Here is a 16,456-nt window from a genome sequence, read left to right on the forward strand (position 1 = left end):
ATTTATTATCTCCCAGTAAAAAATTTTATCCAACTTGACATATTGGAATACAGATTGACTTACCGCATAAATATTAGCGCTTCCACTGCCAAAGTCATCTAACCAAAGTAGATAGCGTTCATACAGTTTCGCAAGTAGAGGGTTACGTTTCCCATCATTAAGATTCGGAAAATTTTCGCTAATTTCCAGACGAATAAATGGTAATTTATCCAGTAAAATTTTTGTATACGCATCCTGAGATAAAAACATCGCCATGGTGAAATCAATGTTTATCGATAGCAGTATATTGTTATCTATAAAATAGCATTTTTTCTCGGTGATAGATTCCAGTTGATCCAACAGTAACGTTTGTTTTTCAGATGTATTCATCTGCTGAATACGTTTTTCCGAATAGGGCCCCTCATCATTAAACCGGGTAAGCAGTTCCATAGCGAATAGCCGATTCTGACAACTATAGATGGGCTCTATAACATAGTGCCTCGTAGCATATGAAATTGAATCGACAATCATCATGACTCCTCGCTTGGGTATGTTTTGAACATTATTGATCGATCTATAAAATTGATCAATATAAATATATTAACCCGTTAAATTGATTGATTGACCGATCAATCTCAATCGTTTGATAGGTCAAATCTTTGATCATTCTGAGAAAAAATTTTTATATGGGATTTGATAAAAAGAACAAATAATTTGAATGAAAGTGTTCTCTATCGATGCCCTGAACAAGCCTGCGTGATTATCAATGGTTCTGATACTATCGTGAACAATAGCTATTTCTGGTCAGAGACTTTCAACAACTTGTAAGTTTAATCATCCATCAGAAGAGATATTTTTAGTTATTTATTATGCGGATATACGGGATAATTACAAAATATGGTGCACCTGCTACGGTCTTTACATGAGGATACATTGTTAAATGTGTTAATTATAAGTTTTATTAAGGGATTTTATTGATGGTTTTGTAACATGTTTTTCTGTCATCTTGTTTTGCTCATGGCACAGTATTCAAGTCGCAGTAGGTATTAATGCATGAGTGGTTGTATCGTTGTTCAGAGCAGAAATATTTCAATTAACCTAAATCTAAAAGAGATAATTACGTATGTTTTCGCAAGAAATAAACTCGTTGGTGTCGTTTCCAGCATTGTGAAAGGTGCGGTTAACAATGAGGTTGTCCTGACGTTGGATCATGGAAATTGCTGATGACCCTGATTACTACTCTTTTGCGTGTGCGTCCTGATTCTTTTCCAGAATTGAAATGGCAGTCATCATCCCTTCTATGTCTTCTTTTTTTTTCATGTCCCTGAGTTGGACATACATGAGATCAAGCAACGTCCTCGTATTCATCGGCCTGCCTTGCTCACAAACCAACACGGCAGCCTGACCAATAATGGCCTCAACACGTGAGCGCTGTGCCGGATACCAGGTTAAATTATGGATATGCATTGATTATCTCCGGCTTTTTTCGATGCGGTATCTTAACACCTTTTACCTTAAAGTACGGGAAATGATATCCAACAGACAGGGCGGGAAAGAACCGGTTATATGGAAATAAATTTATACTTATCATCGGTATGAGTGGTTTTTTCCTGGCGCTTACTTAAATGTTTCTGTCTTGAAAGGTTGTTTCTTTATCATTGATAGGTGTTTGTGATTCTTTGAAAGAAAGGCTTGCTATAAAAATTCGTTCGTGCGTTAATAGCCTCATCGGCCTGGAATACAGACCTATTTATGAAAGACATTGTAATTAAGTGGTTCCTAGTTCAAGCGATGCACCCAGTCTCTTATCCGACGAATTTCCTTCTTATAAGTGCCCATAAGTAATCACTGTGACAGACCATCTCCGCCCTATAGTGGCTATCTAAATATATAAAGGAAATTCTCTATGTCTAATAAAATGACTGGATTGGTAAAATGGTTTGATGCTGGTAAAGGTTTTGGTTTCATCACCCCGACTGACGGCAGCAAAGATGTATTCGTTCATTTCTCTGCCATTCAAGGCCAGGGTAACGATTACAAAAGCCTGGACGAAGGCCAAAAGGTAGAATTCAGTGTTGAAAGCGGCCAGAAAGGCCCATCAGCTGTGAATGTTAGCGTAATCTAATGGTTTTCCGCTGATGATAACCGACTTGGCTTAATCGCTCTCGTCTGATTTCATTACTGAAAATACCTGATTATGTGTAAGCCCCTCAGATATTCTGAGGGGCTTAATTATTTCTATTGTTACTATTCCTATCCTTATTCTGAATCGAGTATGATAGCCATCGCTGTTGCCGATTGGCCGGTTTAACTCGAGTTCTTCCAATGCCCTTCAATAATCAGCCTCAGATGCCTGGTGTTAACCTCAGGGTTTGAGACGGTTAGATTGAATTTCATACAACAGGGCAACTATATACAGTAGTTAGTGTCACAGTAGATGTAGCGCGACAGGGGAGTGATTCTTTATGCGGTACGTACTCTGACCACTTAAAGATGAGTCTCATGAAAATTAAACAAAAATTTACCAGGGCTTTACTCCATCCTCGTTACTGGATCACATGGTTCGGCCTCGGAATTCTGTTTCTGTTGGTTCAATTGCCTTATCCGCTGCTGATGAAAATTGGCAGTAGTGCCGGGCGCTTCTCCCGTCTTTTTCTAAAACGCAGAGTGTCTATTGCCCGACGTAATCTGGAACTTTGTTTTCCCAATATTGCGGTTGCCGAACGGGAAGCGATGATCGTCGATAACTTCTCTTCACTGGGTATGGCGCTGGTGGAGACCGGAATGGCCTGGTTTTGGACGGACCGCCGCGTTCGCCACTGGTTTGATGTGTCAGGGTTGGAACATTTACAACAAGCCTGCATAAAAGAGCGCGGAGTAATGGTGATTGGCATTCACTTTATGTCGCTGGAACTGGGCGGCAGAGCGATGGGGCTGTGCCAGCCGATGATGGCGATGTATCGCCCCCACAACAACAAAGTGATGGAACTGGTGCAAACCTGGGGGCGTTCCCGCTCTAACAAAGCGATGATCGATCGTAAGGATCTGCGTGGTATGGTGCGATCCCTGAAACAAGGTGAAGCCGTATGGTTTGCCCCGGATCAGGATTACGGCCCGAAAGGCAGTGTTTTTGCGCCATTCTTTGCCGTGAAGAAAGCGGCAACTACCAGTGGCACCTTCACCATTGCGCGGTTAGCTAAACCAGCAATGATTACAACGGTTCTGATCCGCAAGCCTGATGCTTCCGGGTATAAACTGGTAATCCAACCTGAGTTGAATGATTATCCGTATCATGACGAGCAGGAAGCGGCATGTTATATGAATAAAGTGATAGAAAAAGAAATCATGCGGGCGCCAGAGCAATATCTTTGGCTGCATCGCCGTTTCAAAACGCGGCCCACTGGTGAAGTCTCACTGTATGCCTGAAAATAAGAATAGCCGCCGCAATGACTATTCCCGATCAGTTGCTTAACTGATCGGAATGACTTCTCCCGCCCATTTTTTTCCCCAGTGTCTGATAGCTGCTGCTTTTGAAGCCGATGTGGGCCTACACGGCAACTATAGGTAAATAGTCTTGATTAGCTGTTGAAATAGACGTTTGAGAAGCAGGATAATCGTTTGTTTCAAATAACCCGGCAAAATTTTGTGGCTGTGCACCGAACGAGCTAATCGTTTGCGTACACGGCCTTATGGTTCATGGCGTGTCGGCTGTGCTGACGCATACCCTGTGCAAGGCTGGGAGAACCGCCTACGATTTACCTTATATAATGATGACATTTCAGGGGATATCCACCATGTCAAATACCACTCGTCAGGCTGATAGTGCGGCTCGTTCGCATGGTGCGCTTGATGCATTTTTTAAAATAACCCAGCGCGGAAGCAATGTACGCCAGGAAGTGTTGGCGGGGCTAACCACGTTTCTGGCCATGGTTTACTCGGTTATTGTTGTTCCGGGCATGTTGGGCAAAGCGGGTTTTCCTCCGACAGCGGTGTTTGTCGCAACTTGTCTGGTCGCCGGGTTGGGTTCATTGCTGATGGGGCTGTGGGCGAATCTGCCGATGGCCATCGGTTGTGCGATTTCCCTGACGGCTTTTACGGCGTTTAGCTTGGTATTGGGTCAGCAGATCAGCATTCCGGTTGCGCTGGGTGCGATTTTTCTGATGGGCATCCTGTTCACTCTTATTTCCGTCACCGGGATCCGTACCTGGATCTTGCGTAATCTTCCGCTTGGGGTAGCACACGGAACGGGGATCGGGATCGGTCTGTTCCTGTTGATTATTGCCGCCAATGGCATCGGTCTGGTGATTAAAAATCCGATTGACGGCCTGCCAGTCGCATTAGGCGATTTTACTTCCTTCCCGGTTATCATGGCGTTGCTGGGGCTGGCCGCCACCATCGGCTTGGAAAAGCGTCGCGTGCCGGGGGGGATTTTGTTGGTCATCATGGTGATTTCCGTTATTGGCCTGATTTTCGATCCAAACGTGCAGTATAAAGGCTGGTTTGCCTTGCCAAGCCTGACGGGGGCCGACGGTACTTCACTGATTTTCAGTCTGGATATTATGGGCGCATTGCAACCGGTGGTTTTGCCCAGCGTTCTGGCGTTGGTCATGACGGCGGTATTTGATGCAACCGGCACGATCCGTGCAGTGGCAGGTCAGGCAAATCTGCTGGATAAAGACGGACAAATCATCAATGGCGGTAAAGCGCTGACGGCTGACTCCGTCAGCAGTATTCTCTCCAGCCTGGTAGGGACATCTCCGGCGGCGGTCTATATTGAATCCGCAGCGGGTACGGCGGCTGGCGGTAAAACCGGTCTGACTGCAACGGTAGTCGGCGTATTGTTCCTGCTGATTTTATTCCTGTCGCCGCTGTCTTATCTGGTTCCCGGCTATGCGACTGCGCCCGCGCTGATGTACGTCGGTTTGCTGATGTTGGGCAACGTGTCAAAACTGAACTTTGACGACTTTGTTGATGCGATGTCAGGTCTGGTTTGTGCGGTGTTTATCGTGCTGACCTGTAACATTGTTACCGGCATTATGCTGGGTTTCAGTTCACTGGTGCTGGGGCGTATTTTCTCTGGCGAATGGCGCAAGCTGAATATGGGCACTGTGCTTATCGCCGTTGCGCTGGTGGTGTTCTACGCCGGTGGCTGGGCGCTCTAAATCCTGTATGGGGACATTGTCCCCTTTTAGCTGGCTGACAAATCTGCTTATCCTTTTTTCTTCCGTCCAATTTCTGCTTTTTCCTATATCTTTAACACCGATTTGAATGTGTTATGGTTTCTTTTCTTGTCGGTAATCTCGCCGTTTCGCACAGATCCTTCATTTGTTATTGGTTAACACTTGATATGTAAAAATGTGGAAAAATATAAATTTCTCCACTCAAAAATTCATTTTAATGTCAGAATAATTGCGTTAAATATTGGCAGTACGTCATGGAGCTGGCAGGCAGATAACTCACCTTTTAATGTAGCAGGAGATAGTCTAAGGACAGCATGGAAATCTTTTTTACGATTCTTATTTTGACCCTGGTGGTCTCTTTGTCAGGGGTAGTTACACGGATTTTACCTTTTCAGATACCTCTGCCGTTAATGCAAATCGCCGTTGGCGCCATACTCGCCTGGCCCCAGTTTGGTTTGCACGTTGATTTCAATCCCGAGCTGTTTATGGTGTTGTTTATCCCGCCGCTGCTGTTTGCCGACGGTTGGAAGACGCCGACCCGTGAATTTCTGAATCACGGGCGCGAAATTATTGGGTTGGCGCTGGTTTTGGTATTGATTACCGTGGTGGGTGTCGGGTACTTCATCTACTGGATGATACCCGGAATGCCGCTGATTGCCGCTTTCGCGTTGGCCGCCGTGTTGTCGCCGACTGATGCCGTGGCGCTGTCCGGCATCGTGGGTGAAGATCGTATCCCGAAAAAACTGATGGGTATTCTCCAGGGCGAAGCGTTAATGAATGATGCTTCCGGTCTGGTATCGCTGAAGTTCGCCGTGGCGATTGCTATGGGGACGATGGTGTTCAGCGTTTCGGGTGCCACGCTGGCATTTATCAAAGTAGCGATGGGCGGGCTGCTGGCCGGTGTGGCGGTCACCTGGTTATATAGTAAATCATTGCGCATCATCAGCCGCTGGAGCGGCAATGACGCGGCTACCCAAATTGTTTTGCTGCTGCTGTTGCCCTTTGCGGCCTATCTGATTGCCGAACATATCGGGGTTTCAGGCATTCTGGCGGCGGTCGCGTCCGGGATGACTATCGGCCAGTCCGGGGTTATCCGTAATGCGCCGTTGACGATGCGATTAAGGGCGAACGGCGTCTGGTCGATGCTGGAGTTTGTGTTCAACGGTATGGTGTTCATTATGCTGGGGCTGCAATTGCCGGGCATTCTGGAAACCTCGATTACCCAGGCGGAACTGGACCCGACGGTTGAAACCTGGATGCTGTTTACCGACATCGCGGTCATTTATGTGGCGCTGTTGCTGCTGCGTTTTGGCTGGCTGTGGGTAATGAAAAGATACAGTATGCATATCCAGAAAAAGAAGCCGATGGTGTTTGCCGAGTTCACGACGCGTGAACTGTGGATTGCCTCTTTTGCCGGCGTACGCGGCGCCATTACGCTGGCCGGTGTGCTTTCTATTCCTTTGTTGCTGACCGACGGCACGGCTTTCCCGTCACGTTACCAACTGGTGTTTATCGCCACCGGCGTTATCCTGTTTTCCCTGCTGTGCGGCGTAATGGCGTTGCCGTTACTGCTGCGCGGGATTGTGGTGGCGGATAAAGCGACTTACGCCAAAGAGGAACGGATGGCGCGCCGCGCCGCAGCGGAAGTGGCGATTAATAGCCTGCACAAAATGGAGGAGCGGTTGGTCGCCGACCGGGAAGAAAATATTGACGAGCAGGTGCTGAAAGAGGTCAGCGCCAGGGTGATAGGCAATTTGCGACGGCGGGTGGTGGATAAAGACGATCTGGATAATAGCCTGCTGATTGAAAACCTTGAGCGCCGTTTTCGCCTGACTGCTCTTAATTCGGAACGTGCGGAGCTTTATCACCTGCGCGCCACCCAGCAAATCAGTAATGAGACGTTGCAGAAAATGCTGCGCGAACTGGATTTACTGGAGGCGGTTTTAAGCGAAAGTGCGTAAGTCACGTCATTTGATATCGCTATCGCATTGATTTCTTTCTTTTCCTGTTAATCCCACTGCCGAGGGCAGTGGGGAGCCAGACTTACTCTTGTCTTTCTCACTTTGTAAATGACTTGTCACTAAATGATAATGATTGTTATTATCCGTCTAATAATTTTCAGATGACATCTTTTGTTCATGCTCATGATGCGCTTGCAAGAGTGATATGAGCGTTGCCAGATATGACAACCTGAAATAATAAATGGGTATTATCCATAATTAAAATATGTGAATAGCGACATTTAGCAGGGGAAAACAATGCGCGTACTAGTAGTTGATGATGATTCTGTATTGTGCCATTGGCTGGGGTCTAAATTACATTCCCACGGTCATTCCTGTCGAATGGTTCATGATGGCGTACATGCATTAAAAGCCATAAAAGATGAAGTTTATGACGTGGTGCTACTGGACAGAATGCTGCCGATTATGGATGGATTTACTGTCCTGCGTGAATTGCAGGGATCGCGTCATCCTCCTATTATGCTGCTTTCCGCTTTGGATCGGGATGTCGATCGAGTGATGGGATTAGAACTTGGCGCGGAAGATTATCTCGGTAAGCCGTTTAATTTTAATGAATTAAGGCTACGTCTGGATATCATGGCGCGGCGTGGTATACGTCATGCGGATAATTCCTCAATTCTGACGTTTGAAGATCTGCAACTTGACCGTCTGCAACGGGTCGCCTGGCGCGGCGGTCAGCGTATTGATCTGACGGATAAAGAAATCAAATTATTGATTATATTGATGGAAAATCCAGGCCAGGCAATTACGCGCACCATGCTGCTGGAGCGGGTATGGGGCTATCATTTCGATCCGCAGACCAATTTAATTGATGTTCACATGTCGAAACTACGGGCAAAAATTGATAAAGGTTTCCCGCGTCCGTTAATCAAAACACTAAGAGCGATGGGGTATGCGTTAGGGTCTGTTGACAAGGATAGAACGGATGCTGGCAGCTACACTGAATAAGTTTAAAATAAAGAAATTGGGCCTATTCTGGCAGATAAAGATAAAACACTGGCAATTAATAGGGGCAAGCCATTACCCCGGCTTTTTATGTACCTCTAATTTCAGGCAGGCGATCACCATTGTTTTTTTATTTTTAATGATGATGCTGATATGTATTATCGGCTTCAGTTCATTAAGTGAAACGTTAATTAGAACGCATGTCCGTGAAGTTATTCTGGGTAATATTTATGATTACTCCATGCAGTCTAATTTAACCAATACCGATACTCTGATTACCCAGTTGCGTCAGGATAATCAGGCCAGAAATGATGAATTGCCGCTATTTCTTGTCATGGATAAAAGCGGTGATATTTTGTATCACAACCCTCCGTTAAAAAATGTGCCGCGTACTGATTGTCAGATGAATGTCGCCTGCCTGAAAGCGATCCTCTCCAGCAAGAACGATCCTAACCTGATCGGCCTCTCCGTAATGCTTGATGACGGTGGGGTATTTTTTACTGCCTACAATATTCGCCCGATGCTTGAACGCGTGCGGACTATCCCTTTGGTGGCGGGGGCCGGGTTATTTATCGTGCTGCTGTTTTGTCTGTTTGTCAGCCGCCACTTCAGCCTGCGCAGTCTGCGCAGCGTGGAACAAATCCGTACCGCACTGCATCGCTACAGTACGGGTGAGAAACAGATGAGGATGCCGTTGTCGCCCTATGGTGACGATTTCGACAGCCTGAGTGCGGATATCAACCAGAATCTTGAGCGGATCGAACGGCTGATGGAGCAGGTGCGCAGTACTTCCAGTCATATCGCGCATGAGTTGCGCACGCCGTTGACGCACCTGCAAAACCGCTTGTTTAACCTGACGGAACGTGTGGGCCTGGATAGTGAACTTCGTGATGAGCTGAATCTGGCGGTGGGCGAAGTGCATAAAATTCTGGCACTGTTCCGCACGGTGATGCGCATCGGTGAGATTGAAAGCGGGCGCTGTATTCACCAGTTTGAGTGTATTGAAGCGCGGTCTCTGCTGGAGGAGATTGCCGAATATTATCAGCCGCTGGCAGAGGAGCGCGGATGCCGCCTGGTGATAGAAGTGAACGCGGGTATTCAGCTATTTGGCGATCGGGCCTTGCTGTTTCAGGCGTTGGCTAATCTGATTGAGAATGCCCTGAAATACGCCTCGAACGGCAAGTACATCACCTTGAGCGTAAAATTATACCGGGGCTGGATTGCGTTGAGCGTTGCCGATCGCGGGCCGGGCATCCCGACCGCGCAACATGAGAAAGCGCTACAGCGTTTTCAGCGACTGGCGAGCTGGCAGCAGCAGTCCGGTTATGGGCTGGGTTTGTCGTTAGTGAAAGCGATTACCGATCTGCATGGCGGCAAACTCTGTCTGGAGTCAGTCAATCCTGGATTAAACGTTTATTTATGTCTCAAGCGTTGTTAAAAGAGTAATACCCCCTTAAAAAACCTGTTTATCCATTATCATTACACTTGCTGTGTGGTTGTATTATTTATTGATTTATATTGATAATTTTATGTATTTAAAGATTAACGAATATTAATGTTCTGCATCTTGTAGAGTTTGATAATAAGTCTCATTATTGCTCTTATTAGCGTCATGGCACCCGTTATTTGCCATGATCCCTTTGGCTGCAAATAAGAGGTCTCCCCATGAACAATATGAAAGCAACATTGCGTTCTTTCCTGCGTGATGAAAGCGGTGTGACGGCAATTGAATACGGCATTCTGGCGGCGGCCATGGCGGCGGCGATCGGCGCTATTTTTGGCAGTGACGGTATTTTTGTTCAGGCCCTGAATGAGAAGTTCAGCGAAATTGCAGATCAGATTACCGGTTCCGGCACCAGCACCGGCGGTTCCGGCACATCAGGGACGGCGAAATAAACCCAGTGGTTGGGTATGACACGCACTGGCTGCAAACGGCATTACTGGCGGGATGCCTGTTGTGGTGTATCGCAACCGATCTGTTAATGAGAAAGATCGCTAATCAGGCGGTATTGATTCTGTTGTTGGGTTGGCTGTTTTTCAGCGTGATCGATGCCCTGCAATCCGGCGCGTTTGATATGCCGAAACTACAGCAGGCGCTGTGGGCGTTGCCGGGAGCGGCGGCGGTGCTGATGGTCGGTTTTTTACTTTTCCTCACCGGCAGACTGGGTGCGGGGGATGTGAAACTGATGAGCGTGTTATGCCTGTGGGTGGGTCATGGGCAACAGATCGTTTTTGTTATGATCACTGCGCTGGCAGGTGGGGCACTGGCATTGAGCCTGCCATTACTCAATACCGTCCCGACTGCGGTCGCTATGGGTATCCAAACCACCAACCGGATGTTTAAAAGCCGGTTACCCATGCCGCCTGCGTTGCCAGCCGATCTTTCACAAGGCATTCCCTACGGGATAGCCATTGCATTTGGCGCGGCGTACGTCCTGATTTTTCCCTTGTTTTAATTTAATTCTGTCGCAATTTTTAAGACGCACACACCAGGGTAGGTAAGTTGAAATGAAAGTTAACTCTACGTATGTACTGTCGGGCGCTTTGATCCTGGCAGGAATTGTTGCGCTGTTGGTGCGTAGCCAGTTGTCGTCATCGCCCCCTGCGCCCCAGCAGATCGTGGTAAAAGCGCCGGAACAGACCGCCGTTCTGGTGGCTGCGAAAGACCTTCATCCCGGTGATTTTCTTGATTCATCCTCGTTGCGCTGGCAGGTATCGGAAGAACCGGTATCCCGTACTTTCAATTTCATTCGCGGTAAAGACAGCCAGACGCTGCTGTTAGGCGCGACCCTGCGTGAAACCGTTATCGAAGGCACGCCGCTGACCAGCAATGTGGTGGTAAAGCCGAATGAGCCGGGCTTTGTCGCCGCCGTATTGCGCAAAGGGATGCGCGCCATCTCCATTCCAACCAATGCGGTGGCCAGCAACTCCGGTCTGGTCGCTGCAGGCGATCGTGTTGATATCATCCTCAGTCTGCAAAGGGATGAACAGCCAGAACTGTCGCCAAGCCGCACACAGCCGGTGGTTGCTCCGATGCTGGCGTCACAGACGATTGTGCGCGATTTACGGGTTCTGGCGCTGAATAACCAAACCGATACCGATGTTCGCCCCCGGCAGGATGTTGAACCGGAAGATAACAGTACGCTGAACGCCTCGGCCAAAAGCCGGACGTCCGCCACGTCCAACCGACCGCGCACGGCCAGTTTCCAAACGGTAACAGTAGAGGTTACGCCAGAACAGGCGGAAATTCTGGCGGTAGCAAAAGAAGTGGGGATGCTGCATCTGGCGCTGCGCAGCACAACGCCGGACGACCAGGAGGATGACCGGCAGAGCGCCTCGCGTGTTACCACGCTTTCACAGAGTACCAGCATTTATAACGGTCTTTCCAGCAGCGGCCGTCAGGTAAAGGTATTCCGCGGCGAACAAAAAGATGTGTTGACGTTCCCGGCACGGTAGGACGTGCGAATAATCAATCTGGCAGCCTCTGAATCGCTCAATCAGGCTGTTTATGGAAAAAATGAAGCCTATTACGGAATTAAGTAAATGACGATGTTTTCCCTGTTTTTGAAACCGGACTCTTGGGATAGGTGCAAAAGATTGTTGGCGGTTGGGTTGCTGGCAACCATGTTGACGCCCGCGATAACTTCTGCGACAGGTGTCTCTGAAGTGGCTGAAACGAATGTTATTCGTCTGACGGTGAATCAGGGGCGGTTATTACAATTGGATGCCTTACCGGACAGCGTGCTGGTGGCGGATCCGAAAATTGCCAGTTTTGAATTGCCGTCTCCAGGGAATCTGTTTGTTTATGCCAAGAGCGTGGGCACCACCACGCTGTATGCCATGGATGAAAATGGCAATGTCATCAATGCCATCCGTATTGTTTCCGAACATGACCTGAAAGCACTGAGCGAACGGATGAAGCGTGAGTTCCCCGGTGCGGATATCCAGTTGGAGGCCTCTGTTCCCAGCGGTGTGATTGTGCGCGGCAGCGTTGATACGCCGCAGGATGCCAAGCGCGTCATTGATAGCGTACAAGGTTATATCAGTGCTTCCATGTCGGCAGGAGCCGGTAGCGCCGCCAACGGCCTGCCCGGCACCAGCGAGACGTCACCCAACGTTATTAACCAGCTAAAAATCAAAACCCCTTCACAGATCAATATCCGTGTAAGGGTGGTGGAAGTCTCCCGCAATTTGACGCACGAATTGGGTTTTAACTGGGACGCCTCACTTAACCGGGGCAGCGCCAACTTTGGTCTGGGCACCGGTACGGTAAGCGGATTTTTTAATTCCAGCACCGGCGCATTTACCGGCGTTGAGGGCAGTAACTTCTTCGGCGCCAATGTCGGCGGCGGGGAAGGTTCTCTCAGCGGGTTGCTGTCCGCCATGAATAAACAGGGCATGGCTTCCGTTCTGGCGGAACCTAACTTAACCGCCATGTCCGGTGAAACCGCCGCATTCGCTGCGGGTGGAGAAGTCCCCATTGTCCTGATTACCATCAATAACGTCAGCATTGATTACAAATCTTACGGCGTGATCCTGCGCATGACGCCCACCTTACTGTCCGCCAACCGTATCAGTCTGCATATTGCGCCGGAGGTCAGTGAATTGACCTCGGTCGGTTCCGTGCAACTGGAAGGGGGGTCGACCATTCCCGCGCTGACCGTGCGCCGCGCCGATACCACGGTGGAACTGGCCAGTGGACAGAGTTTTGCGCTGGCGGGGATGTTGCGCAGCTCCAATAGTCAGACGGTGACCGGCGTGCCGGGGTTGAGCAGCATTCCGGTGATTGGCCGCGCCTTTGAAAATGAATCTTCCGAGCATGAGGAAACTGAACTGGTGATTATCGCCACCGCTTATGTGGTGGAACCCGTGAACGCCGGTGATCTTCAAATGCCGGGTCAGGGCGTCAAAACGCTGGACTCTGTGATGCCAAGCTACGGCGCGGTGGGCTACCTCTACTGAACCTGATGATAAACGGTGAGAAAATGAATAACCAAAACAATGGAATGAAACCGTCAGCCAGCCCGATATTTCGCCTGACAGTCTGTGCTGTCTGTTTGTTGCTGGCCGCATGTGGTGACAGATCCGTTAACAGCCAGCGGATGCAGCGTTATCAGCAACCGGCATTAACACCGATAGAGGTGCGCCCTTCCTCACTGGCGGTGACGTTGCAGGTGGCGGCGAACGGACGGGGGTTTACCCCGGAATCGCTTAAACAGCTCAACGTGATGCTCAAAGATCAGGGGCGTTTATCCAAACAAACGCTGACGCTGATCCCCCGCACCGTGCGTGGTGAGCAAATGGCGGGCAGACTGGTCAGCGTATTAAAAAATGCCGGTGCCGATGCGCAGAAAGTGAAACAGATGCGCATCACTTCCGCCAGCGGTCAGTCCGGCGATCTGGAGGTGATCTCCGAAGCGCTGGCGGTAAAAACCACCCGTTGCCAGGTGAACGATCCCGATCTGCTGATGGTGAAACCGTTTGACGGCATTGGGTATCTGGGTTGCGCCACCCAAAACAATCTTGCGCTGATGGTGTCGGAACCCCGTGATTTGATTCAGGCGAAAACGCTGGATGAGGCGGACGGCGTGGCGGCGGTCAACAGTATCGAGCGGTATCACACCGATAACGTGAAAGATCTCATCGATATTAACTTTGAGGAAGATTAAGGGAGTGGCCAGCCATGAGTGAAGTGACGCTTTCTCCGTCGGTTGACAGTGACGATCCGGCGTTATCGCTGGTAGCCTTTGTGTATGAAAATCATGACGTTGCTGATATCAGCGACCAGTTGGCACGCCTCAAGCAGCAGGAGGCGCCGGTGATGGCGGGCGGCATTGCAGCAGCGCGTCAATGGTGTGAGTTGAATGTGCCTCCCCGCATTCTGTTGGTGGATTTGGACGGTACGCACTGGCCGTTGCCTGAGCTGGAGGCACTGCTCAACGTGTGCGGGCCTACCAGCCAGGTGATTGCCACGGGTAAGGAACAGGATGTCGGTCTGTATCGGGCGCTGTTACAGGCGGGCGTGGTGGATTACCTGGTGAAGCCGTTCACCCTGGATCTGTTGGCGGCGACGTTGGCGAAATGCGAAGGCCAGCAGTCCGGCCCGGAATATGCCCGTATGGGACGCACTATCGCCGTGGTCAGCGCCAGCGGCGGCTGCGGCGGCAGTACGGTGGCAATGGGACTAAGCCGGTTACTGTCTGGCGAACGTCACCTGCCGGTGGCGTTGGTGGATTTCGACCGTCGTAATGGCGATCAACTGCTGTTGCAGGGGCAAAGCGAAGACGCCGGACTGGCTGCGGTGCTGGGAACGCAGGAACTGGATACCCGGCTGTTGCAGCGTGCCATGTTGCGGGTAGACACACGTTTGCATTTGTTGGCGCAAAAACCGGAACTGGGCGAGCCAGCTCCGGTTGAGGTGGACAACGTGCTGAATCTCGGCGGCGCACTGTGCCGCATGTTTAATCAGGTCATCTGGGATTTACCCAGCAGTTACCCCACCGGGGCGCTGGATGTGCTGACCTATGCGGATTTACGCATCATCGTGACCGAACTGACGCTACAGGATGCCCGCAATATCCGCCGGGTGCTGCATGAGATTGGTGATGAAAGCGAAGGGCAACGCCTGCTGATCGTGCATAACCAAAGCCGGTTTGCCGGGGCGACGCCGCTCAACCGTGAGCAGTTTGAACAGTTCACCGGGCGGAAAATCGACGCGGTGTTGCCGAATGCCGGTCATGTGCTGGCGCAGAGTCTGAGCCTGGGGGCACTGGATACGGCTGTAGCGCCGGCGTTCCAGCAGGGGTTGCGCCAGCTTGCCGATCTGGTCTGTGGCGTGCGTGCTCGGCCAGCGGAAAAACGCTGGTTCTCGCGCTGGTTAAAGCGAGCCTGAGCAGCTAACGAAAGGATTACCGATCATGCTGATTCGTAAAAATAACCTGCAAAAAGGTGAGACACATAAAAGTGCCGCTCAACCCGCCGTGACGGCCAATGTGACCGAACTGAAAGCGCGTCCGGCGGTTGAAAGCCGCGCACCGTCCACGGCTGGCAATCCGGCGGTATCAACGCCGTCGGCACGACAGACGGAAAGTCGCACCAGCCAGCGGCGTTTGATCCGCGCCCAGCTTTACGATCAGATCGATGCCGGTAAAGCGGCCATGATGGGGCGCGACAAACTACTGATACAGATCGAAACGGTGATCCGCCGTATTTGCGACGAACAGCGCTTGCAGCTCTCCCGACAGGAAGAAGAAGCCATCGCTGCGGAAATGCTGGATGAGATGACCGGTATCGGCCCGATCCAGCCGCTGTTGGCCGACGATACGGTCAACGACATTCTGGTGAACGGGGCCAATCAGGTATTTGTCGAACGCTTTGGCAAACTGGAGCTTTCGCCAATCACTTTCATTGATGAAGAACATGTCTTCAATACCGCCCAGCGTATCGCGGCGGCGGTCGGTCGCCGTATCGATGAGGCCAGCCCGATGGTGGATGCCCGCCTGCCGGACGGCAGCCGGGTTAATGTGATTACCTACCCGCTGGCCATCGACGGCACCACCATTTCTATTCGTAAATTTATGCGCCGCAACCTGTCGCTGGAAGCGCTGGCGGAAAGTCGCTGTATGTCATACGCGATGGTGGATGTGCTGAACAAAGCCATGCAGGCGCGGGTTAACGTGATTGTCTCGGGCGGCACCGGCGCGGGTAAAACCACGTTGCTGAACGCGCTATCGCAAAAGATCGGCAGTACCGATCGCATCATCACCATTGAAGACGCCGCCGAGCTGCAATTGCAGCAGGAACATGTCATTAGGCTGGAAACCCGTCCGGTCAGCGCCGAAGGGACTGGGCGTATCGATCAGCGTGACCTGATGCGCAATGCGCTGCGTATGCGGCCCGATCGCATCATTCTTGGTGAGGTTCGCGGCGGCGAAAGTTTCGATATGTTGCAGGCAATGAATACCGGCCATGACGGCTCGCTGTGTACCGTTCATGCCAACACCTCGCGTGATTCGATCCAGCGCCTGGAAAACATGGTGATGATGGCAAATATGCAACTGCCGCTGATGGCGATCCGCCGTCAGATCGCCAGTGCGGTGCACCTGATCGTACAGATTGAACGTATGCGTGACGGTATGCGCCGTGTGGTGTCGATTACCGAAGTGTGCGGCATGGAGAATGAAGTGATTCAGCTACAGGACTTGTTTACTTTCCAGATCAAAGGAATGGATGCACAGGGAATGCTGACCGGCGAATACGTGCAACATATTCAGCGCCCGCAGTTCTACAGCGATAAAGCGCATCTGTTTGATGCATTGTGATGGAGTGAGG

The 16,456-nt window shown here is 50.3% G+C and carries 15 protein-coding genes; 13 read left to right on the forward strand and 2 right to left on the reverse strand.

Annotated features, from left to right (window positions below):
- Window positions 1–513, reverse strand: a 513-nt coding sequence (locus BIY29_RS13135; protein ID WP_121575597.1) for an EAL domain-containing protein, incomplete at its 3' end; no start/stop codon positions are given.
- 702 nt (window positions 514–1,215) lie between these two features.
- Entirely contained in the window at window positions 1,216–1,446 is a 231-nt protein-coding gene (locus tag BIY29_RS20240; RefSeq protein ID WP_170158938.1) for a hypothetical protein, read from the reverse strand.
- 439 nt (window positions 1,447–1,885) lie between these two features.
- Here BIY29_RS20240 and cspA point away from each other — a divergent pair, with 439 nt between their 5' ends.
- From cspA to BIY29_RS13205, 13 genes are all read left to right on the forward strand, one after another.
- Window positions 1,886–2,104, forward strand: coding sequence for an RNA chaperone/antiterminator CspA (cspA, locus tag BIY29_RS13145; RefSeq protein WP_009114380.1), 219 nt, complete (start codon window positions 1,886–1,888; stop codon window positions 2,102–2,104).
- 377 nt (window positions 2,105–2,481) lie between these two features.
- A complete protein-coding gene (lpxP, locus tag BIY29_RS13150) occupies window positions 2,482–3,405 on the forward strand; it encodes a kdo(2)-lipid IV(A) palmitoleoyltransferase (RefSeq protein ID WP_121575564.1) in 924 nt (307 codons plus the stop codon).
- Between the two features lie 368 nt (window positions 3,406–3,773).
- A complete protein-coding gene (locus tag BIY29_RS13155; protein WP_121575565.1) occupies window positions 3,774–5,141 on the forward strand; it encodes an NCS2 family permease in 1,368 nt (455 codons plus the stop codon).
- Window positions 5,142–5,473: 332 nt separating this feature from the next.
- Window positions 5,474–7,120, forward strand: coding sequence for a Na+/H+ antiporter (locus tag BIY29_RS13160; protein WP_121575566.1), 1,647 nt, complete (start codon window positions 5,474–5,476; stop codon window positions 7,118–7,120).
- 297 nt (window positions 7,121–7,417) lie between these two features.
- The gene (locus BIY29_RS13165) at window positions 7,418–8,128 is read left to right on the forward strand and encodes a response regulator transcription factor (RefSeq protein WP_121575567.1); all 711 of its coding nucleotides are present in this window, start codon (window positions 7,418–7,420) and stop codon (window positions 8,126–8,128) included.
- The gene (locus BIY29_RS13170) at window positions 8,106–9,563 is read left to right on the forward strand and encodes a sensor histidine kinase (RefSeq protein WP_121575568.1); all 1,458 of its coding nucleotides are present in this window, start codon (window positions 8,106–8,108) and stop codon (window positions 9,561–9,563) included. Before BIY29_RS13165 ends, BIY29_RS13170 begins: the two co-directional genes overlap by 23 nt.
- Window positions 9,564–9,790: 227 nt before the next feature.
- Complete coding sequence (locus tag BIY29_RS13175; RefSeq protein ID WP_121575569.1) at window positions 9,791–10,021, forward strand: Flp family type IVb pilin; 231 nt, start codon at window positions 9,791–9,793, stop codon at window positions 10,019–10,021.
- A gap of 5 nt (window positions 10,022–10,026) precedes the next feature.
- Window positions 10,027–10,581, forward strand: coding sequence for an A24 family peptidase (locus tag BIY29_RS13180; RefSeq protein WP_121575570.1), 555 nt, complete (start codon window positions 10,027–10,029; stop codon window positions 10,579–10,581).
- Window positions 10,582–10,633: 52 nt separating this feature from the next.
- Window positions 10,634–11,581, forward strand: coding sequence for a Flp pilus assembly protein CpaB (cpaB, locus tag BIY29_RS13185; RefSeq protein WP_121575571.1), 948 nt, complete (start codon window positions 10,634–10,636; stop codon window positions 11,579–11,581).
- 87 nt (window positions 11,582–11,668) lie between these two features.
- The gene (locus BIY29_RS13190; RefSeq protein WP_121575572.1) at window positions 11,669–13,087 is read left to right on the forward strand and encodes a type II and III secretion system protein family protein; all 1,419 of its coding nucleotides are present in this window, start codon (window positions 11,669–11,671) and stop codon (window positions 13,085–13,087) included.
- 44 nt (window positions 13,088–13,131) lie between these two features.
- Window positions 13,132–13,794, forward strand: coding sequence for a CpaD family pilus assembly lipoprotein (locus tag BIY29_RS13195; RefSeq protein ID WP_121575598.1), 663 nt, complete (start codon window positions 13,132–13,134; stop codon window positions 13,792–13,794).
- A 14-nt stretch (window positions 13,795–13,808) separates the two neighbouring features.
- Entirely contained in the window at window positions 13,809–15,017 is a 1,209-nt protein-coding gene (locus BIY29_RS13200) for a CpaE/TadZ family protein (protein WP_121575573.1), read from the forward strand.
- 25 nt (window positions 15,018–15,042) lie between these two features.
- Window positions 15,043–16,446 (forward strand): TadA family conjugal transfer-associated ATPase, encoded by a 1,404-nt coding sequence (locus BIY29_RS13205; protein WP_121575574.1) that lies wholly within the window; start codon window positions 15,043–15,045, stop codon window positions 16,444–16,446.
- The last annotated feature ends 10 nt before the right edge of the window (window positions 16,447–16,456 follow it).

Source organism: Brenneria alni (assembly GCF_003666245.1).
Taxonomy (GTDB): Bacteria; Pseudomonadota; Gammaproteobacteria; order Enterobacterales; family Enterobacteriaceae; genus Brenneria; species Brenneria alni.